Genomic DNA, 21,534 nt, shown 5'->3' with positions numbered 1-21,534 from the left:
GCGGGCTAGCGGCGACGTGCCCATTACTCCAGGTATGGCGCCCGTTCGGCGAAATCGCCGCGAACGGCGGCTGAACCGACCTACCTTAGATCGTCGGGGTTTGTCTGACCGTCGTCTCGCGTCCGCATGTTGGCGGGTGATCCGCCGGCAGAGCGGAGTGGTCCCGCCTGTGGTCGATGCGTGTCGGCGGTCCGTGGGTGGGCAGATGTCCGGCCGGGGCCCGGATAGGCATTGAGCCCCGGATGGGTACTGGCCTCGCGGCCGCCGACACCGCTGGAGGAGCCAGGGTGCACATTCCCTTCTCGTCGTCGCCGCGCACCAGTCTTGGCATCGAGTGGGAGCTGGAGCTGGTCGACCTCCAGACCCGGCAGCTGCGCGGGGCCTCGACCGAGATCCTCGAGGAGTTCGCCGGCAAGGTGGGCGATGAGGACGCCGAAAAGGCCAAGCACGAGTTGTTCGAGTCGACGATCGAGGTGATCACCGGGGTCTGCGGCACAGTCCCGGAGGCGCTCGCGGATCTCAGCGGGACCATCGACGTCCTGCGGGGCCTCGCGGAGCGGCGCGGAATCGGGTTGATGTGCAGCGGCACCCATCCGATCAGCGAGTACAACACCCAGGAGATCAGCACCAACGACCGCTACTTCCGGCTGGTCGACCAGATGCAGTGGCTGGCGCACCGCTTGCTGATCTTCGGTGTCCATGTGCATGTCGGAGTGCGGTCCCAGGAAAAGGCATTCCCGATCGTCAACGCGTTGACGGCCTATATCCCGCACTTCCTGGCGTTGTCCGCGTCGTCGCCCTTCTGGTTGGGACGGGACACCGGGCTCGCCTCCAGCCGGTCGAAGGTCTTCGAGAGCCTCCCGACGGCCGGCCTGCCGCAACAGCTCGCCGACTGGGGGCAGTTCGAGCGATTCATGGAGACGCTCATCACCTCGGGCACGATCGAGACCATCCGCGAGGTCTGGTGGGACATCCGTCCCCATCCCAACTTCGGCACCGTCGAGCTGCGGATCTGCGACGGACTTCCCACGCTGCAGGAAGTCGGTGCGGTCGCGGCGCTCTCGCAGTGTCTGGTCGACCGGATGAACATCCAGCTCGACCGCGGCTACACGCTCCCGGTGCCGCGACGCTGGGTGGTCCAGGAGAACAAGTGGCGGGCGGCCAGGTACGGCCTCGACGCGGAGATCCTGGTCGACGACCGGGGCACCACCCGCCCGGTCCGCGACGAGCTGGCGGACGTGGTCGACGACCTGCTGCCCGTCGCCAGGAGGCTCGGCTGCGCGACCGAGCTGACCTCGATCCAGGACATCCTGACCGTCGGCGCCAGCTATGAGCGGCAGCGGGCCGCCGCGCGGCGGGCCGGCGGCGATCTCAGCCACGTCGTAGATACGCTGCTGAGGGAGATGAACATCGGTCGACCGGCTAGCGACCTCATGAGCTGAGTGACCTCGCTGGTTTGACCCCACCGCGGCGGTGATCCCGCTGCTCGGCCTTGTGGGCCATCCCGGTGTTCGTTGTCGAACAGTCGGGTCCACCGGGGAAGGTCGAAGTTTTCGTGATGTCGGACAACGTGAGCGCCCAGCCTGCGGTGGCGACCGACGGGGCCGGGCCCCCGCTGGAGGCCGACGGCCCCGCGGAGAGCGTGCGGCCCACCAGCTCGACGCCTGCCAGTCCGACGGCTGCCAGTTCGGCGCCTGTCGGTTCGGCGTCCGCCGGTTCGGCGTCCGGCGGCCGGGGCACGGCCGGCTGGGGCGCCGCGCGGGCCAGCGCGTTCGTCCGGGACTGGTTCGCCCGGCACGAGACCGAGCTCGTCGAGTTCCGCCGCGACCTGCACATGCACCCCGAGCTCGGCCGCCAGGAGCACCGCACGGCCGAGCGGATCGTCGACCGGCTCACCGCCGCCGGGCTGCGACCCCGGCGGCTGGCCGACATCCCGGGCGTGTGGTGCGACATCGCCACCGGCGGGCCCAGCGAGGCCGCCGAGGTGGAAGGCCCGGTGGTCATGCTCCGCGCCGACATGGACGCGCTGCCGCTGCAGGACGCCAAGGACGTGCCGTACGCGTCCACCGTGCCCGGCGTCTGCCACGCCTGCGGCCACGACGTGCACACGACCGTCGTCCTCGGCGCCGGCCTCGCGCTCGCCGAGTACGCCCGGCACAGCCCGCTGCCCGGGACCGTGCGGCTGCTCTTCCAGCCCGCCGAGGAGACCATGCCCGGCGGCGCGCTGGAAGTCATCGACGCCGGCGTGCTCAAGCCCGTCGGTGCCGCGCTCACGGTGCACTGCGACCCGGCGCTGGACGTCGGCACGATCGGCCTGCGGCCCGGCCCGATCACCTCGGCCGCCGACCTGGTGGAGATCACCCTGGCTGGCCCGGGCGGGCACACCTCACGGCCGCAGAACACCGTCGACCTGATCTACGCGCTCGGCGCGCTGATCACCCAGCTGCCGGCGGCGCTGAACCGGCGGATCGACCCGCGCTCCGCGCTCGCCCTGGTCTGGGGCCAGGTGCAGGCCGGCACGGTGCCGAACGCGATTCCGCGCACCGCGCAGGTACGTGGGACGGTGCGCACGCTGTCCCGGGACACCTGGGAGACGGCCCCCGAGCTGATCGAGCAACTCGCCCACCAGATCGTCGCGCCGTTCGGCGCCGACATCGTGGTGGACTACCGGCAGGGAGTGCCGCCGGTGGTGAACGCGTCCGAGTTCGTCGACGCCTACGACGCCGCCGTGACCGCCGCGTTCGGGCACGGCGCGGCCACCACGGTCGCCCAGTCGCTCGGCGGCGAGGACTTCGGCTGGTATCTCACCCATGTGCCGGGCGCGCTCGCCCGCCTCGGCACCCGCACCCCGGGCGGCGAGACCTACGACCTGCACCAGGGCGACTACCTCGTCGACGAGCGCGCCATCGGCGTCGGCGTCCGCCTCCTCGCCGGCGCCGCCCTGGAGTCCTTCAGCCGGCTGGGTTGACCGACCTGGCTAAAGGGTTTCGTCGAAGGCGGCGAAGAGGTCTTCGGAGCGCATCATGCGGGCGACCTCGGTGATCGAGCCGGACAGCGACGGGTAGATCGAGAAGGTGTTCGCCAACTGCTCGGCGGTCAGGCCGTTGGCGACGGCGAGCGAGATCGACAGGATCAGCTCGGAGGCCCGCGGCGCGACCACCACGCCGCCGAGAACGCTGCCGCTGCCGGGCCGGCAGAACAGCTTCACGAAGCCGTCCGAGATGCCGAGCATCTTCGCGCGTGGGTTACGCGCCAGCGGCAGCGTGACCACCTCGGCGGCGATCGCGCCGGAGTCCTTCATCCGCTGGGTGACGCCGACGGTCGCGATCTCCGGGTCGGTGAAGATGTTCGACGACACGGTGCCCAGCCGCAGCGGCGTCACCGACTCGCCGAGCGCGTGCCGCATCGCGATCCGGCCCTGCATCGCCGCGACCGAGGCCAGCGGCAGCACGCCGGTGCAGTCGCCGGCGGCGTAGACCCCGGGCACCGACGTCCGCGACATCCGGTCCACGACCACATGCCCGCCGGAGCCGAGCCGGATGCCGACCTCGGTCAGCCCGATGCCCTTCGTCCGCGGCACCGAGCCGACAGCCATCAGCGCGTGCGACCCGGTCACCGTCCGGCCGTCGGACAGCTCGACGAGCACCCCGTCGCCGATCCGGCGTACCGAGGCCGCGCGGGACCGGTTGAGCACCTCGATGCCCCGGCCGCGGAACACGTCCTCGATCACCATCGCCGCGTCCGGGTCCTCGCCCGGCAGCACCCGCTCGCGCGAGGACACCAGCGTCACCGCCGCGCCGAGCGCCCGGTAGGCACCGGCGAACTCGGCGCCCGTGACACCGGAGCCGATCACCACCAGGTGCTCGGGCACCTCCGGGAGCTCGTAGAGCTGCTGCCAGGTCAGGATCCGCTCGCCGTCCGGCTCGGCCGTGGGCAGCACCCGTGGCGCGGCGCCGGTGGCGATGAGCACGACGTCACCGATGAAGACGTCGCCCTGGTCGGTCTCGACGGCCTGCGGCCCGACCAGGCGGCCCTTGCCGTGGACGACGGTGACCTTCTCCCGTCGCAACCGGGCCTCGATGTCGTTGGACTGCGCGTGCGCGAGCTCGCGGACCCGGTTGTTGACCCGCTTCGCCTCGATGCTGAGCACCTCCGGCGGGGTCAGGTGCGGCTCGCTGCCCTCCCAGGTGCCGGCTGGTCGCGCGGGCACGCCCCGGCCGGCCAGACCCAGCGCCGGGGCCGCGGCCACCGACGTCATCGTCTCCGAGGTGGCGATGAGCGTCTTGGACGGCACGCAGTCGGTAAGGACGCACGCGCCGCCGATGCCGTCCGAGTCGACCAGGGTCGTGGCGGCCCCGAGCGACGCGGCGACCAGCGCCGCCTCGTAGCCGCCAGGCCCCCCGCCGAGGATGACGATCCGGCTCACGGCCCCCTCCTTGCCATTCCTGCTGCCCGCCACGCCGCTGTCCCTGCCCTGTCCGCGCGGCCCCGGGCGCGTCGCGCGTGCCCGGTCGCCGCTGTGCTCGATTGCTGTGCTCGCTGTGTCGGCGGCTCACCCCGTCGGCGGGCCCACCGTGCCGCCCGCCTGACGTGGTTCTCGCCGCCGTCGTTGTTCGCCTGCCGCTCGGTCCCCATCCTGCCCGCCCAGGTCACGCCGTCCGACAGCGCGGCACCACCGGTGGGCAGAACACGGCGTCGACGCCCGCCCGCGGGCCCCGAACGGCCCTGGCCGGGTGGCGCGCCGACGGTCAACGCGGGGCCGCGCCCCGGCGGGAGCCTCCGGCGGACCGGCGGTGAACGCACCGGCTGGCGGGGCTCCTCCCGCCCATTCCCCGTCATCGCCACGCTTAGCCAATGTGGCCAGCGTCTACGGAATGGCCGGTGTGATCAAGCGGGCCGCCGGTCGCATAATGGCGAGGCGAACGGGCCTCGCCGTCACGCCTCCGTGCGTGCTTACGCCGCTCGCGACCCGGCCGACACCGGCCGCCGGGCCAGACTGGCCCGGGTGATGGGATGAGAGAGCCGACATGAACCTGTACGCAGCGTATGCCAGCAACCTTGACCCGGCGAAGATGAAGGAGCGCGCTCCGCATTCGCCGGTGACCGGGACCGGCTGGCTCACGGGCTGGCGGCTTACATTTGGCGGGGAACAGCTCGGCGTCGACGGCGCGATCGCCACCATCGTCCCGTATGTCGCCGGGCGGGTTTACGTGATGCTGTTCGACCTCGACCGTTACGACCTGGATCGGCTGGACGTCTGGGAAGGCGCCGATACCGGCCTTTACACCCGCATCCGCGTACGCGTGGAGACCCTCGACGGCGACATGCTCGCCTGGACCTACGTGCTCGACGCCTACGAGGGCGGGCTGCCGTCCGCCGAGCATCTGGCCGCGATCGCCGACGGCGCCGAGAAGGCCGGCGCGCCGGACGACTACGTCGCCGAACTCCGCTCCCGCCCGACGGCCTGAACCTCAGGCGTCACAGGTCAGGCCGGGATCGGTCCGGCCTCGAACTCCAGCCATCGAACCTCCCAGGCCGTGAACGTCAGGCCCCTGAACCTCAGGCATCGCCTCTCAGGCCGGGAAGGGCTCAGCACCGAACCTCAGGCCCGGACGTCACGCCTGGAACGGCCAGGCATCGGACCTCAGGCGCTGGCCGTCAGGCGTTGATGCCCTCGGGGTCCTCCGGGTCGTAGCCGTCGCCGGCCGTGGGCACACCGGTCTGTGGCGCTACATCGGTCTGTGGCGCTACATCGGTCTGTGGCGCTACACCGGCATCGACACCCGCGTTCGTCTGAACGGTCGCCTTCGTAGCGGCGCCCCGCGCCTCGGCCGCTGTGGGCGCCGTTACGGGCGCCGCGGCGGCGGGCGGGCCGACCGGTTCGTCGTCGTCCTCCTCAGGCCGGACGATCGGCGGGAAGCCGTTCTGGACGAGCCGCCGGTTGCGGAAGCTGCCGGCCAGGATCAGGCCCATCGCCGCGGCGGCCACCAGCAGGAACCCGGCCAACATGCCCCGGGTACCGGGCGGCCCCGGCAGCACGGCGAGGATGATCGCGAACGGCAGCATCATCAGCACCGACCGCAGCGCCTGGCGCCACCGCCAGCCCGGCGCGGTCAGGTCCCGGAACACCCATCCGGCGTACTGCGCCGGCATGCGCCCGCTGAACACGTACGAGACCCGGCCCGCGAACGGCGGCTGGATCACCTCGCCACCGGCCGCCGGCGGTGTCGTGCCGCCAGCGCCCGTGGTCATACTCGCGTCCGCCGTCGCCACCGCGCCGCCGTCGGCCGTCGCGGCGTCCCTGCCACCGTCCATGCCCCGAGCCTACGGACCCCCGCGCCTGTCGGAACCGTGCGCCCCAGCACTCCCCAACCCCGCGGCAGCCACCGCCAAGGACGGCGCCATCCACACGACGCGCCCCGCCCCTCCTTCGCCTGCCCACCTTGATCGCCTGAAGGTGGGGCCTACTGGCTGGCCTGATGGCGGCGGGCTCGGCCTGGGACTGCGCGGGCGGCGCTTGCTCGGGCCGGTGGGGCGCTGGGCGCGCTACGGGCGGGCGGTGTGAGGCGTGGGCGGCGCGAGGCTGCGGCGGGAGGCCCCGGCCCGGGGCGGCGCCAGGCTGCGGTGCGAACCCGGGCCGCGCGAACCCGGGCAGTGCGAGGCCGGGGCAGCGCGAAGCCCCGGCCCGCCGGGAGGGCGGAACCGGGGCTTCGGCGTGTGCTCAGGGTCCGACCGGGGTCAGTCCTTGATCTCGCAGAGGACGGTGCCGCTGGGGACGACGGCGCCGACGGTGGCGGTCAGGCCGGTGACGGTGCCCGCGCGGTGCGCGGTGATCGGCTGCTCCATCTTCATCGCCTCGAGGACGACGATCAGGTCGCCTTCGGCCACCACGTCGCCGTCCGCGACGCCGACCTTGACGATGGTGCCCTGCATCGGGCTGGTCAGCGAGTTGCCGGTCGCGGCGCCGGCCTTCTTGCCGCTGGCCTTGCGCTTCGGCGCCGGGCCACGCCCGCCGCCGCCCGAGCCACCGCTCGACGCCCCGAGGCCGGCCGGCAGCACGACCTCCAGCCGCTTGCCACCGACCTCGACGACGACCGTCTCGCGCGGGCCGGCCTCGGCGTCCTCGGCGTCGGCGCCGCCGGTGAAGGCGGGGATGGTGTTGTTGAACTCGGTCTCGATCCAGCGGTTGTGGATCGTGAAGGCCTCGTCGGCGGAGGCCGGGGCGAACGCCGGGTCCCGGACCACCGCGCGGTGGAACGGCAGCGCCGTCGCCATGCCCTCGACGACCAGCTCGTCCAGCACCCGGCGGGCCCGCTCAAGGGCCTGCTGCCGGGTCGAGCCGGTGACGATCACCTTGGCCAGCAGCGAGTCGAAGGCCCCGCCGATGACGCTGCCGCTCTCGATGCCGGCGTCGATGCGCACGCCGGGACCGGTCGGCAGCACGAGCTTCGTGACGGTGCCCGGCGCGGGCAGGAACTTGCGGCCCGGGTCCTCGCCGTTGATCCGGAACTCGATCGAGTGACCGCGCGCGGGCGGGTCGGTGAAGCCGAGCGCCTCACCCTCGGCGATGCGGAACTGCTCACGCACCAGGTCGATGCCGGTCGTCTCCTCGGTCACCGGGTGCTCGACCTGCAGCCGGGTGTTGACCTCGAGGAAGCTGATCAGCCCGTCCTTGGCGACCAGGAACTCGCAGGTGCCGGCCCCGATGTAGCCGGCCTCCTTGGCGATCTTCTTGGAGGCCTCGTACAGCGAGGCACGCTGCGCGTCGGTGAGGAACGGCGCGGGCGCCTCCTCGACCAGCTTCTGGTAGCGCCGCTGCAGCGAGCAGTCGCGGGTGCCGACGACGACCACGTTGCCGTGGGTGTCGGCGAGGATCTGGGTCTCGACGTGGCGCGGCTGGTCGAGGTAACGCTCGACGAAGCACTCGCCCCGGCCGAACGCGGCGACGGCCTCGCGGACCGCGCTCTCGAACAGCTCGGGCAGCTCGTCCCGCGTCCAGGCGACCTTCAGGCCACGGCCACCGCCACCGAACGCCGCCTTGATGGCGACGGGCAGGCCGAACTCGTCGGCGAAGGCGATGACCTCGTCGACGCCGGCCACCGGGTCGGCGGTGCCCGGCGCGAGCGGGGCGCCGACGGCGAGCGCGATGTGCCGGGCCTGGGTCTTGTCGCCCAGCCGGCGGATCGCGTCCGGCGACGGGCCGATCCAGGTCAGCCCGGCGGCGATGACGGCCTCGGCGAAGTCGGCGTTCTCCGACAGGAAGCCGTAGCCGGGGTGGACCGCGTCGGCCCCCGACTTCGCGATCGCGTCGAGGATCTTGTCGATCCGCAGGTACGAGTCGCCGGGGGTGGAGCCGCCGAGTGCGTACGCCTCATCGGCTACGCGAACGTGCAGGGCGTCGATGTCGGGCTCGGCATAGACCGCGACGCTGGCGTAGCCGGCGTCCTTGCAGGCCCGCGCCACCCGAACGGCGATCTCGCCGCGGTTGGCGATGAGGATCTTGCGCACGTTTCTCCCGTCCTCGTTCGGCCCGCCCGAGTCTAGGGCGACTAAGCCACAGAGGTTGCTACCTGGAAAGTCCTGCTACCACGCTGCTCGGGCTCGGCTCACGGCCGGCCGGAGGCCGTCGACCCACCCGCGCCCAGCGCCTCGGCCTGTCCACGACTCACTCGTGATCGGCCGGCGCCGGGCGGGGGTGAGGAACATCACCCGCTGCGCATGCTGGCCACCCGGCCGGCGTTACGCCAGCCACTGGGGCCGGGCGCCGTGCCGACCCGCATCGCGTACCCACGGTCGGCCCAGACCGACCGCGCCGGCCGCGGCGCCGGACCGGCGTTCGCGGCCGCGTGCGCCGCCAGCACCGCGACGATGGCCGCGATCTCCTCCGGGGTCGCGTCGCCGCGCACCAGCTTCAGCAGCGGCCGGCGCTGCTCGGCCGGTTCGCTCTCCGCCACGCGCACCTCCTTGAAGATCTCTGGGTCCGGCCCCTGCTCACAGCGGGATGTTGCCGTGCTTCTTCGGCGGCAGGGTCTGACGCTTGTTGCGCAGCAGCCGCAGCGCGCGGATGACCTCGCGCCGGGTCTCGGACGGCTGGATCACCGCGTCGAGGTAGCCACGCTCGGCCGCGATGTACGGCGTCGCGAAGTGCTCGTTGTAGTCGTCGATCAGCTCCGCGCGCCGGGCGTCGGGCGTATCGGACCCGGCCAGCTCACGCCGGTAGATGATGTTGACGGCGCCGCGCGCGCCCATGACGGCGATCTCGGCCGTCGGCCAGGCGAGGTTGATGTCCGCGCCCAGGTGCTTGGACCCCATGACGTCGTACGCGCCGCCGTAGGCCTTGCGCGTGATCACGGTGACCTTCGGCACGGTGGCCTCGGCGTAGGCGTAGATCAGCTTCGCGCCGCGCCGGATGATGCCGGTCCACTCCTGCGAGGTGCCGGGGAGGAAGCCCGGGACGTCGACGAACGTGAGCACCGGGATGTTGAACGCGTCGCAGGTGCGGACGAAACGCGCGGCCTTCTCGGACGCGTCGATGTCCAGCGTGCCGGCGAACTGCATCGGCTGGTTGGCGACGACGCCGACCGAGCGGCCGTCGACCCGGCCGAAGCCGACGATGATGTTCATCGCGAACTGGGCGTGCACCTCGAGGAAGTCCCCGTCGTCGAGGATCTTCTCGATCACCTTGTGCATGTCGTACGGGGTGTTCGCCGAGTCCGGGATGAACGTGTCGAGGTCGGGGTCGACCTCGGCGTCCAGGTCGGCGACCTCGTCGAAGATCGGCGCGTCGTCCATGTTGTTCGGCGGCAGGTACGACAGCAGGGCCTTCGCGAGCTCGAAGCACTCGGTCTCGTCGGTGGCCTGGAAGTGCGCGACGCCGCTCTTCGAGTTGTGCGTGTGGGCGCCGCCGAGCTCCTCCATCCCGACGTCCTCGCCGGTGACTTCCTTGATGACGTCGGGACCGGTGATGAACATGTGGCTGGTCTTGTCGACCATCAGGGTGAAGTCGGTGATCGCCGGCGAGTAGACGGCACCGCCGGCGCACGGGCCCATGATCAGCGAAAGCTGCGGGACGACGCCGCTGGCCAGCACGTTCCGGTAGAAGATCTCGCCGTACAGGCCGAGGGCGACCACGCCCTCCTGGATGCGGGCGCCGCCGGAGTCGTTGATACCGATGACCGGGCAGCCCGTCCGCACGGCCAGATCCATGATCTTGACGATCTTCTCGCCGAAGACCTCGCCCAGGCTGCCGCCGAAGACCGTGGCGTCCTGGCTGAACACGCACACCTGGCGCCCGTCGACCGTCCCGTAGCCGGTGACGACGCCGTCGCCGTAGGGCCGGTTCTTGTCGACCCCGAAGTCGCGCGCGCGGTGGCGCATGAACGCGTCGGTCTCGACGAACGAGCCCGAGTCCAGGAAAGCCTCGATCCGCTCGCGGGCCGTCATCTTGCCCTTGGCGTGCTGCGCGTCGACCGCGCGCTGCGAGCCAGCGTGGACGGCATCGTCGTTCACTCGACGAAGCTGGGCGAGCTTGCCCGCGGTTGTGTGCGGGTCGGGCGTGGGATCAGCCGAGGGCGCCGGAAGTGCCATGCGCGGCAGCGTACGGCCAGGCCGGGCACAGGTGCGAGCAACAGTGCACTCCGTCTCACGGCGCGCGGCCCGAACGGGTGCGGCATCCGGCCAGAGACGGCGCTCCGCGCCTCTGGCCGTCTTGCCTGCTTCGGGCGCTAAGCGCCCTCGCCACCGTGGTTCTGGGCATGGGCGAAGTGCGGAGGTGCGCGCTTGTCCAGGGTCTGGATCTTGGCTGGGTTGGGAGGGTTGATTCCCGGGTGAGGTTGGGTGGGGTTGGTTGCTGGTTTCTTGATTGGGCAGCTCGGGCTCGGTGGGGCCGGCGGGGTTGGTTGTCGGGATCGACACCGGGCCCGGGACCGGAGTGTCGGGTGCCTGGAGGTGGGGGTGGCAGAGTGGGCTCGTGAGTGGTGGTGAGGACCCGTTGGATGGCGTGGTGCTGGCGGCGGTGGGGGAGGCTGCCGGGCTGCGGGTTGAGGTTGTTGCTGAGACTGGGTCGACCAATGCTGACGTGGCCGCTCGGGCGCGGGGCGGGGAGGCGGCGGGGCTTGTGGTTGCCGCCGAGCGGCAGCGGGCCGGGCGTGGGCGGCTGGACCGGGTCTGGGAGGCGCCGCCGGGGGTGGGGCTGACCGTGTCGTTGCTGGCGCGGCCGGCCACGGCTGCCTGGCCGGGTCCGACGCCGACGGCGATGTTGGGCTGGGTGCCCATGGTCGTCGGGACGGCGCTCGTCGGCACGCTGCGGTCCCGGTACGGGGTCCCAGCCTGGCTCAAATGGCCGAACGACGTCCAGGTCGAGGGCGCGAAGCTGGCCGGCATCCTCGTCGAGCTGGTGCCGAGCCCGCCCGGGCCACCCGGACTGGTCATCGGCTTCGGTCTGAACGTCCACACCGCCGCCGCGGAGCTGCCCCCGGGCGCCACCAGCCTCGCCGTGCTGGCCGGCGACGGGATCGGGGCCCTGGACGAGGCAGGCGGCCTGGCGGCGACCCGCACGCGGCTGTTGGCCGCGCTGCTGACCGACCTCGCGCGGGCGCTGGCGGCGTTCGAGGCGGATCCGGTCGCCGCTCGCCCGGCCTACCGGGAGGTGTGCGCGACGCTCGGCCTGGACGTCCGGGTCGAGTTGCCGGGCGGCGAGACCGTCGTGGGTGTCGCCACCGATGTCGACCCGGCCGGCCGGCTGGTCGTGAACGGCCGCGCGTTCAGCGCCGCCGACGTCGTTCACCTGCGTCCGGCGTCCGGCGCCCGGTAGCCGGGCCGCGGGGACGACGGCACCCGCCCGGACCAGACCGTAGGCCAACGGCGGCCGGCGGGCGGCTGCCGGAATTGTGCACGGCGGCCCATGCCCGGACGCTTCGCCGCAAGTGCGAACATCGGTCCTGTGGGTTTTCCCGAGGACATCCTGACCGACGACGAGATGGTCGTGCTGGACCTGCATCCACACTGGGTCCGGCTGGTGGGGCCGTTGGCCTGCGCGGTGGTGGTGCTTCTGCTCGCGGTGCTCGGGGTGTTCTTCACACCGAGTGGCGCGGCTCAGCAGCCGCTCCAGTACCTGATTCTGATCATTGCCGTGGCGGCGCTGTTCTGGCTGAGCATCCGGCCCTGGCTGCGCTGGGTCACCACCCGGTATGTGATCACTACCGAGCGGGTCCTGCTGCGGGACGGCATCCTGACCAGATCCGGCCACGACATCCCGCTGGGCCGGATCAACGACGTCGGCTTCCGACAGACCCTGTTCGAGCGCTTGTTCAGCTCAGGCACGCTGACGATCGAGAGCGCCGGTGAGCGCGGCCAGCTGAGCCTCACCAGCGTCCCGGACGTCGAGCAGGTGCACCTGCGCCTCTACGAGCTCGGCGAGGACCTGCAGGGCCGCGCGAGCGCCTGACGCCCGCTCTCTGCCCGTGCTACGGCGCGGTGAAGTCGCGCCACCAGGCGATGAGGCCTGCCGCGTCGGTGCTGTTCGCCGACAGCGCGGTCTGGTCGGCCGTCACCGTCCAGAAGATGTCGAAGCTCCCAGCGGGCGTCCCGGCGGGGCCGTGGTCGCACAGGAAGACCCCCAGCTGCCTGGTCGAACGGCCCCAGGTCTCCGTGCTCGGCTGGCCGGCCGAGCAGCTGCCGACGTCGTCGATCGCGGCGGCCCGCCGGTCGGCGTCGGCCTTCAGGCTGGCCGCGTCCCGGTAGTGGCGCGCGACCACCTCGGTCGGTCCCGGCTCGCCGGCCGACACGTTCGTCTCGCAGCGCACCGCCGCGTCGACCCCTTGGCCGAGGCCGAGCCCCGGGCCCGGCGGCTCGGTGACCCGGCCCGCCGGGGCCGGCACGCAGTCGTGCACCTTCAGCGGCCCGAGCGTTCCGACGAGCGCCCGCTCGGCCGGCGTCAGCCCGTCCGGCTGTGACGTGACGGCGGCGGGCGGCGCGGCCTGGGCTGCGGTGTCCGCCGGCCCGGAGCCACGGGCGGCGGGGCCGCCGCCACCGGTCGTGAGGACCACGGTGGTGGTCACGGCGGCCGCGACCACCAGCGCACCACCGGCCGCCACCACGGCGACAGTCCGACGCCGCATCGGTCCCTCCCGTTCAGCCGCCGCCCGCGCGGGGCGTACCGGCGCGTTTCCCGACCGGTGCGACGCCCACCGGCGGCGGTTCGTTGCCATCGACCACCGGCACGGACCCGGCGACGGCCGAGCCCCGGTCGTCTCAGGCCGGGCGAGCCGTGGCGGCGCTGGCGCCCGCCGAGTCCGGGAACGGCTGGAACAGCTCCCACCACTGGAACAGCGCCCGTGGGTCGCTGCCATAGCCGAGGAACGAGACCAGGTCTTCGTCCGAGGTCCAGAACAGGAAGTGCTGGCCGGCATGGGTGTCGCAGATGACCGTGCCGCCGGCCCTGGTGTGCGGCCCGGTGTCCCAGGTGAAGATCTCGCTCCCACCGGTCTCACAGTCGCCGTCGTCGGCCACGTCGCCGGCCCGGGCCGTGACGTCGGCCGTCAGACTGGCGTCGTCGCGGTAGCCGAAGACGGCGATCTGCTGGTGGGTGTCGGTGGTCGAGCAGAAGAGCGCGGCCGTCACGCCCGCGCCGGCCGGGGCCGGGTTCGGCCGGCAGTCGACGACGGCGGCCGGGTCCAGCCGGGCCGCGAGGGCCCGCTGCGCGTCGGTCCACGCCTGGCCCGGCGTCGCGGAGGGCGCCGTGGCGGCCAGCGGGGACGCGGAGGCTCCGCCGGAGCGCGTGGCGACCGCGAGCAGGCCGCCGATGACGGCCGCGGCCACCAGGACCCCGGCAGCCACGACCAGCGCGACCACCAGTGGTCGGCGCTGATGGCGCGGGGTGGCGCCCGGAAACGGGGTCATGGCGAGCGGTGCCGTGCCTGGGCCCGCCGCGCCCGGGGGCGGCGCCGATCCCGGCCAGCCGGGCGGCGCCGGCATCGGCGGCCAGGACGGGCGAGGAGCGGGGTGTGCCTGGGCGCCCGGCGGGATGACCCAGCCCGGCGAAGGCGGTGTCCGGCCTGGCGGCCCGGCGGGCGGCCGGGGCACCATCGGCGGGAAGGGCGCCGGCGGAGCCGGCCGACCCGCCAAGGGCCGACCCGGCCCGGGACGTCCGGGCGGCGGCGCGAGCGGCGCTGGTCGTGCCGCCGCCGGGGCTGATGGTGCAGGGGCTGGTGGCGCGGCCGGGGCCGCGGGCGCCCCGGGTGAGGGCGCGGCCGGGGGTTCCCGGAACGGCAGCGGGGTGACATCCGCCCAACTGGCGAGTGACGTCCACGGGCCGTCGTCGCCCGCGGCGCCGTCAGGCCGAGGCGGCACGTTGTCGGGCGGGCTCGCCACCGTTCCTCCCGGGTGTCCGCCCGCGGCCGGAACGGTCGTGGACAGGGTTGCTGGCTGGGACGGGGCCCGGGGGAACGGGCCGCCGTCGTGGACGGAGCTCGGCCGGTCAGCCGCCGCCGAGGGCCGGGGCTGGCCTGGTTCGGCCGGCCACCGGCCCGGCGGCTGGCCGAACCGGCCGATCAGACGCCTCCAGTGTGCGCCGTCGCCCGGGGGGTCGGGCCGGGCGGCGGTTCTCACCGTGCGGCGGCGGCACTACTGGACGGGCACTACGCGACGGGCACTACGCGACGGGCTCGAAGTCATGCCACCAGGTGTAGAGGGCGACGCCGTCCTTGTCCGTGGCGAAGAAGCCGAGCAGCTTGTCGTTGTAGTACCAGCGAAGGTAGGCGGAGCCGTCGCTGGTGTGGCCGCACAGCAGCGCGCCCTCGTCGGTCTCCTGGTTCTCGTAGTTCCAGGTGCTGACCTGGTCCTTACCGTCCTTGCAGTCGCCGGTCTCGGTGATCGCGTCGCCGTAGAACTTCGTGTCGTGCTGGAGACCGGTGTCGTTGACGTAGCTGAACGCGTAGACGCCGCGCCCGTCGTCGCCGGCCGTGCAGAGCACCGCCGCCTGGACGTCGTTGTTCTCCTGGTCGGGCGCCGGGTCGCAGTTCTTCATCGAGCTCGGGTCGAGCTGGTCGACCAGCGCCTGCTCGTCGGTGCTCAGCCCGGTGGGCGTCACGGTCGGCACCGCGGTCGTCGGCACCGTCGTGGGGACGGTGGTCGTCGGCGCGGCCGTGAGCGTGTGCGACGGCGTGGGGCTGGGCGTGGGCTTGCCGCCGCCGCCGGAAAGGCTCACCGCCAGCACGACGATCAGGATGACCACGACGACGCCGGCCGCGACCGCGCCGATGATCAGGTTGCGGCGGTTGTTGTTGCGCGGCGGCTGCGGGGTGCCCGGGTAGCCGGACCCGTAGCCCGGCGGCTGGCCGTACCCGGGCTGCTGAGCCTGCTGGCCGTAGTCGTAGCCGGGCGCGGGCGTGCCATAGCCGGGCGCCGGGGTGCCGTAGCCGGGCTGCTGGGGCGCGTAGCCGGGGTACCCCGGCTGCTGGGCCTGGCCGTAGTCGTACCCGGGCTGCTGGGCCTGCTGGCCGTAGTCGTAGCCGGGCGCTGGCGTGCCGTAGCCCGGCTGCTGGGCCTGCGGCTGCTGCGGGTAGCCCTGGGCTGGGTAGCCGGGCGGGGCAGGGTACTGCTGCTGCGGGTCGTACGAGCCCGGCGCCGGCGTCTGGGGCGACGGGTAGCCGGGCGGGTACGCGGTAGTCGGCGGATAGGGCTGCTGGCCAGCCGGAGGTGGTGCCGGCGTCTGGCCGGCGCCGCCTCCGGCCGAGCCCGGCGGGTAGGACGGCTGAGCCGGCGTCGCGGCGCCGCCGACGAGCTGGGTCTCGGCGTCCGAGTTGTCCGGCTCGTAGTCCGATGGCTGCATGGTTGTGGTTCCCCTCCCGGAACGGTCCCCGGGGACCCCAAATTTTCTCAACCCCGGACCGGTGTCCGATGTTAGGAGGTCGCCCCGGCTGGGGCATCTTCCGGTCGCTTGTCGGACATGGGAGGTCGCAGGTCCGACAGGCGTCCGTTGTTTCCCGCCCCGCGCATTCCGGCCCCGGGCATGCGGCGGCGCCGGCCGGCTGGTCCGGTCGGCGCCGTAATGGCTCGGGCGCGGGCGAATGCCGCGCTGTGGGTCCGCCTAACGACGGCCGAGGGCGAGACTCGCCTGGATTACCGCCCCGCGACCGTCAGGTTGGTCCGTGAAGGCCGTGGCTCAGCGGCCGGCCGGCTCCGGGACGCGGGCCGGAGCCGGGGCGTCCGGGCCCGAGACCGCGCGCGGGTGGTCCGGGTGCAGGAAGACCCAGCGCTTGTACGCCCAGAAGCGGAACACCGTGCCCAGCCCGGTTCCCAACACGTTGCCGAACACATTGAAGGCGAGGGCGCCCTTCAGGTGCAGCACATACTCGCCGAAGCCGAGGCAGCCGAGCGCGATGCCGAGGCCGATCACATTGAGAATGAAGAAGATCGTGTACTCACGGCGAACACCACTGCGCGCGCGGTGGGTGAAGGACCACTGGCGGTTCCCGATGTACGCGACCGTCGCCGCAATGACCGTGGAAATCGTCTTGGCGAGCAGCCAGTCCATGTGGAACTGGACGTGGCACACGTTCGACACGACGAAGTCGACGACATATGCGACAGCACCGACGACGCCGAACTTGCCGACCTCACGGATGAGCAGCTGGACCCGGGAGGGCCGCGCCCGATGCTTCACGACAGGCAACCTCGGTTGATTTCTGCCACCTGCCGAGACTACCGACGCCGCCCGGCGCACCAGCGACTGCCCCCGGCGGTCTGCTGAGGCACCCGTTCTGGTCGACACGGAGACGATCGGATCAACGACGGGAGGCAACAGTTCTCCTTGGCAGGGTGACGGATGGTATCGACGGATGGTGTGCCCTCGGGTGCGCGTCGTGACACGGTCCTCGTGCCGGTGGCGTGTGAGCCGACCGCCCCGGGACCTTCGGCCGTGCACCCCATCGGCGCGTCCCAGCTCAGGCCGCGGCCTCGTCGTCGGTGAGGTCGTCCGCGCCTGGCTGGCTGGCGGCGCCGCTCGGCCGGCCCAGGCTGTGGTACGCCCAGCCCGCCTCGCGCCAGCGCCGCTCGTCGAGCGCGTGCCGGCCGTCGACGACCACGGCACCGGCGACGTGGGGCAGCAGGGCAGCCGGGTCCAGCGTGCGGAACTCGGCCCACTCGGTGAGCACCAGCACGGCGTCCGCGGCCTTCACAGCTTCCCGCACCGAGGTGGCGTAGGTCAGTGACGGGTAGCGCAGCCGCGCGTTCGGGATCGCGGCCGGGTCGTAGACGACGACCTGGGCGCCCTCGGCGGCGAGCTCCGCCGCGATGTCCAGCGCGGGTGAGTCGCGGATGTCGTCGGAGTTCGGCTTGAACGCGGCACCGAGCACGCCCAGGCGCCGGCCGGCGACCACGCCGCCCAGCGCCGCCCGGGTCAGCGTCACCGCCCGCTGCCTGGCCCGCAGGTTCACCGCGTCGATCTCGGCGAGGAACGCCAGCGACGACCCGGCGCCCAGCTCGGTCGCCCTGGCCTGGAAGGCGCGGATGTCCTTGGGGAGGCAGCCACCGCCGAAGCCGATGCCGGGCCGCAGGAACCGGTTGCCGATCCGGGCGTCGTAGCCGATCGCGGTGGCCAGCTCCAGCACGTCGGCGCCGGCCACGTCGCAGATCTCCGCCATCGCGTTGATGAACGAGATCTTGGTGGCGAGGAACGCGTTCGCGGCGACCTTGACCAGTTCGGCGGTGGCGTAGTCGGTGACGACGACCGGCGTGCCCGCCTCGATCGTCGCCGTGTACACCGCGCGCAGCCGCGCCTCGGCGGCACCGCCCGGCGTGACGCCGAACACCAGCCGGTCGGGCCGCAGGGTGTCCTCGACGGCGAAGCCCTCGCGCAGGAACTCCGGGTTCCAGGCGAGCTCGACATCGGGCGCCGCGGCGCTGATCCGGGCCGCGAGGCCGGCCGCCGTGCCCGCCGGGACGGTCGACTTGCCGACGATCAGCGCGCCCGGCGCCAGCCCCGCCGCGATCAGCTGGTCGACGGCGGCGTCGACGTAGCGCAGGTCCGCGCCTCCGTCGCCAGCCCGCTGCGGCGTGCCGACGCAGACGAAGTGCACGTCGGCCCAGCCGGCGATCCCGTCGATGTCGGTCGTGAACGACAGCCAGCCGGACTCGAGGTTCTTGCGCAGCAGCTCCTCGAGGCCCGGCTCGAAGATGGGCACCTCGCCGGCCGCGAGCCGCGCCACCTTGGCCGCGTCGACGTCGTAACCGATGACGGTGAAGCCCAGCTCCGCCATGCAGACGGCGTGGGTGGCGCCCAGGTAGCCGGTGCCGAGGACCGCGATGCGCGGTCCCGTCTCGGCGGCGACGGTCGGCACGGCGGGCCGATCGTCCGAGCTCGATGCGCTCGCGCTGGACCTGGTCACGCTGGTCGCCGCCTTTCCGCCTCGGCTGCCGTCTGGGTCAGCCGCCCTGTAGCCTGCCACGCCTGGTCGGCGCGCCCGTGCCGGCCGCCAGCGTGGGCCGATACCGTCCCTTATCGACCGTAACCGGGCTCGGGTCCCCGGGGACGGCCTGGTCGCCGCCGTCCGCCGAGCCGTCCACGGACGGCAACCGCGCGTTGCGGCACCGTTCGCCGGATCGGGGGATCCGCCGCGCGAACCGGGAGGATCCGGGCCCGCGGCCTGTCCAGTTGTCACGCTGTGAAGTACCCGACCGGGGCGGTCGCGCACCTGCCCGTAGGTCCCGCGCGCCTCGGTCCGCCGGCGGGCAGTCGGGCCGGGTCAGTCCGCCGGCGAGGGCCGGGCCGCGTCGGGCAGCCGGAGCTCTCGGACGCCCGCCGGCACGCTGCGGTCGGTGCCGCAGACCATCGTCACCTTCTCCTGGGTGATCCGCCGGGCGAGCGCGGCGTCGTCCAGGTTGGCGTCCAGATGGCGGCACAGCACCACCGAGGCCCCGGCTACCAGCGGCGCGAGCACGCTGCCCAGCAGGCCCTCCACGCTCGCCGGGCCGGCGGTGGACAGCAGCCGGTCGCCCGCGCCGATCCCGGCCGCTGCCGCGACCTCGCCGGCCCGGGCCAGCAGCGCGGCCTGGTCGGCCGGTGGCGAGGGCGCGGCGAACCGGTCGCCGTGGGCGGGCACCTCGGCGGCGAAGTCGAGCACGCCGGCGACCGGGTGCGCCATCCGGGCGCCGAACGGGCGCAACGACAGCGCGACGACCTCGTCCGCCCCCAGGCCGAGTGCGGTGTCCACCCGGCTCTCCGCGACGAACAGCGCCTGGACGTCGCCGGTCGCCTCGTCGTCGGGGTCGTCCTCCGCCGCGCCTTCCTGCTCGCCACCCTCCTGCTCGGGCCCGAGGGCGACGAGCACCTCGCAGCCGGCGGACCAGGCGGCCAGCAGGATCACGACGGTCAGCCAGTGCACCGGCAGATCCACGCCGACCCGGTCGCCCGGGGCGAGGCCGAGCGTGTCCACCAGCAGGTTCGCCGTCTTCGCCACCCAGTTGTCCAGCGTGATCCCGGACAGCTCGACCCGTTCGCCGGTCGCGTCGTCGTAGAAGGTCACCAGCGGGCTCGCCCCGTCGGCGCGCAGCCGGGCCGCCAGTGCCGCCGCCACCCCGGGATAGGCCGGGCGACCGGCGGGCGGACCGTCGAGGCCGAGGACCGTGAGGACCGGCGTCAGCCGGGGCGCTCCGTCCGTCACGGCGTGCACGCGGTGTTGGCCGGGACGCCGCCGGTGCCCGGTGCCGCGGTGGTCGGGGCGACGGCCGCCGGGCCGCCCGCCGCGGCACCGGGGGCGGTCGCCCCGGTGGTGCCGGCGGCCGGCGACGCGGCGGTGACGCCCGTGAACGACGAACCGATGACGATCGTGACCCCGGTGGTGGACACTGCCGCGTCGGCGACGGCCCGCGCGCCGGGGATCTTCGCCACGAGCGCCTTGGCGGCGCCCTCCTGGCCCGGCGGGTAGCGGACCTCGGTCGCGGCCTGGCTCGTGGCGGCGGTGCTGGCGGTCATCAGGCCGCCGAAGCCGAGCGCGGTCAGGCCGGTCTTCGTCTCGGTGGCCAGGCCGTTGCGGCCGGACGCGTTCACGATCCGGGCGACCGTCACCTGGCTGGGCGGGACCGCCGGCGCCGACGCGAGGGCGGCGCTCTGCGGCGGCGCCGGGCGCAGCGGCGCGAGGATCTGCTGCATCTCGTCGGAGTTCACCAGCAGCACGTCACCGTGATAGCCCATCGCGCCCTGGTCGTCGCTCGCGCCCTCGCTGGGCAGCGGCACGTGCGTCGGGATGGTGATGAACTTGACCTTGCCGGAGCCGAGCTTGCTGGCGCGGTCGGCGAGCTCGACCAGGTTCAGGCCGCTGTCGGTGGTCAGGGCGCCCCCGACGGCGCCGAGCATCTGCGTGACCGTCACCGGGTTGGTCAGCGTGCCCGCGGTGGTGGTCTTGGCGAGCAGCTTGGAGAGGAACTGCTGCTGGCGCAGAATCCGGAGCCGTTCGTCACCCAGCGCGTGGCGGGTCCGGACGAAGGCGAGCGCCTGGTCACCGTTCAGCGTGTTCTCCCCTAGGTGACCGTGCCACTGCGAATAGTTATCGTTCAGGTTGGTCGTGCTGCCATCCGGCATTGTAGTGACACAGACCGTGACGCCGTGGACGGCGTCCACGACCTGCTTGAAGCCGGCGAGGTCGATGACGACGTAGTGGTCGATGTGCAGGCTGGTCAGGCTTTCCAGCGTCGACGTCAGGCCGGACACACCCGCGTAGGTGAGGATGTTGGTCAGCTTGTCCTTGCCGTCGGCTGGCGTGCCCTTGACCTTCGGGACCACCGGGATCAGCTCGTCGCGCGGGAACGACAGCAGCGTCGCGGTGCCGTTCTTGTCGAAGTGGGCGATGATCGTCGTGTCCGACCGGATGCCCTCGACCTGCTTGCCGCCGTACTCGTTGCCGGTGCCGTCGCGGCTGTCGTCGCCGAGCAGCAGGATGTTCTCGTCGCCGGCGACCTCGGCCGGGCGGTTGCCGGCCGGGTGCCAGCTCGAGTCGTGCGTGACCTTGCTGCTGAACTGGTTGTAGAGGAACCAGCCGCCGGCACTGACCGCGAGCACCAGGACGGACAGCAGCGCGCAACCGACCAGTGAGAGCCGTCGCAGCCCTGACCGGCGCCGGCGCGGGTTCCGGGGACTGAGCTCCGGAGGCAGACGGTCGGGTGGCCGAAGTGTCGTCGCTGTGCTCACCGGCGGTGCGGCCCTCCTTGGCGGGTCGTCCGCTCGGCGCGGCCCTCACCAGCGAGGGCTCGCCGAGATCGTCGCGTCGATCTCCGTTGATCGAGATTGCCTGGCGCCGCCGGCGCGTTCCCCACGAGGCGGATGCGCGCGGAAGCCCGCGCCCAGTCTGGATCTCACCGTCTAGGACGCTTCGCGCTGGTTGGACGTTGTCGCCCGGCGTCGCAAGCCTCGTCACAACAGACGCATGCCCCGTTGTTGGTACCCAACGTTACGTCGTTGACGCCCCGGTGGAATCCGCCCTGCTCCACCCCGTCCCGGGGCGCGTGTGCGCAGGTCATCCCAGGCGGGCGGGGCGCCGC

The 21,534-nt window shown here is 73.0% G+C and carries 17 protein-coding genes; 5 read left to right on the top strand and 12 right to left on the bottom strand.

Annotation, left to right across the window (positions count from 1 at the left end; genetic code table 11):
* Positions 1 to 287: 287 nt before the first annotated feature.
* Positions 288 to 1,442, top strand: a complete 1,155-nt coding sequence (locus FRAEUI1C_RS30445) for a glutamate--cysteine ligase (RefSeq protein WP_013427228.1) — start codon at positions 288 to 290, stop codon at positions 1,440 to 1,442.
* 116 nt (positions 1,443 to 1,558) lie between these two features.
* Positions 1,559 to 2,968, top strand: coding sequence for an amidohydrolase (locus FRAEUI1C_RS30440; protein WP_013427227.1), 1,410 nt, complete (start codon positions 1,559 to 1,561; stop codon positions 2,966 to 2,968).
* A 9-nt stretch (positions 2,969 to 2,977) separates the two neighbouring features.
* Here FRAEUI1C_RS30440 and FRAEUI1C_RS30435 read toward each other — a convergent pair whose 3' ends face one another.
* Positions 2,978 to 4,426, bottom strand: coding sequence for an NAD(P)H-quinone dehydrogenase (locus tag FRAEUI1C_RS30435; RefSeq protein ID WP_013427226.1), 1,449 nt, complete (start codon positions 4,424 to 4,426; stop codon positions 2,978 to 2,980).
* A gap of 601 nt (positions 4,427 to 5,027) precedes the next feature.
* Between FRAEUI1C_RS30435 and FRAEUI1C_RS30430 the strand changes: the two genes are divergently transcribed.
* Positions 5,028 to 5,468: a gamma-glutamylcyclotransferase family protein gene (locus tag FRAEUI1C_RS30430; protein WP_013427225.1), complete on the top strand. Its 441-nt coding sequence runs from the start codon at positions 5,028 to 5,030 to the stop codon at positions 5,466 to 5,468.
* Positions 5,469 to 5,658: 190 nt separating this feature from the next.
* On the opposite strand, the gene FRAEUI1C_RS39160 is transcribed toward FRAEUI1C_RS30430, so the two are convergent.
* The 4 genes from FRAEUI1C_RS39160 to FRAEUI1C_RS30410 all read right to left on the bottom strand — a co-directional run bounded on the left by FRAEUI1C_RS39160 (position 5,659) and on the right by FRAEUI1C_RS30410 (position 10,587).
* On the bottom strand, positions 5,659 to 6,315 hold the full coding sequence (locus FRAEUI1C_RS39160) for a DUF5313 family protein (protein WP_013427224.1): 657 nt from the start codon (positions 6,313 to 6,315) through the stop codon (positions 5,659 to 5,661).
* 423 nt (positions 6,316 to 6,738) lie between these two features.
* On the bottom strand, positions 6,739 to 8,508 hold the full coding sequence (locus FRAEUI1C_RS30420) for an acetyl/propionyl/methylcrotonyl-CoA carboxylase subunit alpha (protein ID WP_013427223.1): 1,770 nt from the start codon (positions 8,506 to 8,508) through the stop codon (positions 6,739 to 6,741).
* 197 nt (positions 8,509 to 8,705) lie between these two features.
* Positions 8,706 to 8,954 (bottom strand): acyl-CoA carboxylase epsilon subunit, encoded by a 249-nt coding sequence (locus FRAEUI1C_RS30415; protein ID WP_013427222.1) that lies wholly within the window; start codon positions 8,952 to 8,954, stop codon positions 8,706 to 8,708.
* A 37-nt stretch (positions 8,955 to 8,991) separates the two neighbouring features.
* The gene (locus FRAEUI1C_RS30410) at positions 8,992 to 10,587 is read right to left on the bottom strand and encodes an acyl-CoA carboxylase subunit beta (protein WP_013427221.1); all 1,596 of its coding nucleotides are present in this window, start codon (positions 10,585 to 10,587) and stop codon (positions 8,992 to 8,994) included.
* A gap of 382 nt (positions 10,588 to 10,969) precedes the next feature.
* Between FRAEUI1C_RS30410 and FRAEUI1C_RS30405 the strand changes: the two genes are divergently transcribed.
* Both FRAEUI1C_RS30405 and FRAEUI1C_RS30400 read left to right on the top strand, forming a co-directional pair.
* Positions 10,970 to 11,812 (top strand): biotin--[acetyl-CoA-carboxylase] ligase, encoded by an 843-nt coding sequence (locus FRAEUI1C_RS30405; RefSeq protein ID WP_157735097.1) that lies wholly within the window; start codon positions 10,970 to 10,972, stop codon positions 11,810 to 11,812.
* A gap of 129 nt (positions 11,813 to 11,941) precedes the next feature.
* Positions 11,942 to 12,445 (top strand): PH domain-containing protein, encoded by a 504-nt coding sequence (locus FRAEUI1C_RS30400; RefSeq protein ID WP_041259758.1) that lies wholly within the window; start codon positions 11,942 to 11,944, stop codon positions 12,443 to 12,445.
* Between the two features lie 19 nt (positions 12,446 to 12,464).
* Here FRAEUI1C_RS30400 and FRAEUI1C_RS30395 read toward each other — a convergent pair whose 3' ends face one another.
* The 7 genes from FRAEUI1C_RS30395 to FRAEUI1C_RS30365 form a co-directional block, all read right to left on the bottom strand.
* Positions 12,465 to 13,118 carry a hypothetical protein gene (locus FRAEUI1C_RS30395; protein WP_013427218.1) on the bottom strand — a complete coding sequence of 218 codons (654 nt, stop codon included), beginning with the start codon at positions 13,116 to 13,118 and terminating at the stop codon, positions 12,465 to 12,467.
* Between the two features lie 133 nt (positions 13,119 to 13,251).
* Positions 13,252 to 13,899, bottom strand: coding sequence for a hypothetical protein (locus FRAEUI1C_RS39155; protein WP_013427217.1), 648 nt, complete (start codon positions 13,897 to 13,899; stop codon positions 13,252 to 13,254).
* Positions 13,900 to 14,650: 751 nt separating this feature from the next.
* Positions 14,651 to 15,829, bottom strand: a complete 1,179-nt coding sequence (locus tag FRAEUI1C_RS30385; RefSeq protein WP_013427216.1) for a chromosomal replication initiator protein DnaA — start codon at positions 15,827 to 15,829, stop codon at positions 14,651 to 14,653.
* Positions 15,830 to 16,162: 333 nt separating this feature from the next.
* Positions 16,163 to 16,663 (bottom strand): GtrA family protein, encoded by a 501-nt coding sequence (locus FRAEUI1C_RS30380; RefSeq protein ID WP_013427215.1) that lies wholly within the window; start codon positions 16,661 to 16,663, stop codon positions 16,163 to 16,165.
* Between the two features lie 280 nt (positions 16,664 to 16,943).
* Positions 16,944 to 18,386: a UDP-glucose dehydrogenase family protein gene (locus FRAEUI1C_RS30375; RefSeq protein ID WP_013427214.1), complete on the bottom strand. Its 1,443-nt coding sequence runs from the start codon at positions 18,384 to 18,386 to the stop codon at positions 16,944 to 16,946.
* A gap of 357 nt (positions 18,387 to 18,743) precedes the next feature.
* A complete protein-coding gene (locus tag FRAEUI1C_RS30370) occupies positions 18,744 to 19,661 on the bottom strand; it encodes a TIGR03089 family protein (protein ID WP_013427213.1) in 918 nt (305 codons plus the stop codon).
* Complete coding sequence (locus FRAEUI1C_RS30365) at positions 19,658 to 21,184, bottom strand: LCP family protein (RefSeq protein ID WP_013427212.1); 1,527 nt, start codon at positions 21,182 to 21,184, stop codon at positions 19,658 to 19,660. The genes FRAEUI1C_RS30370 and FRAEUI1C_RS30365 overlap by 4 nt, the downstream gene beginning before the upstream one ends.
* Positions 21,185 to 21,534: the final 350 nt, after the last annotated feature.

Source organism: Pseudofrankia inefficax (genome assembly GCF_000166135.1).
GTDB classification, from domain to species: domain Bacteria; phylum Actinomycetota; class Actinomycetes; order Frankiales; family Frankiaceae; genus Pseudofrankia; species Pseudofrankia inefficax.
Note: the sequence above shows the minus strand (reverse complement) of the source record. Positions and strands in the feature narration are given on the sequence as shown.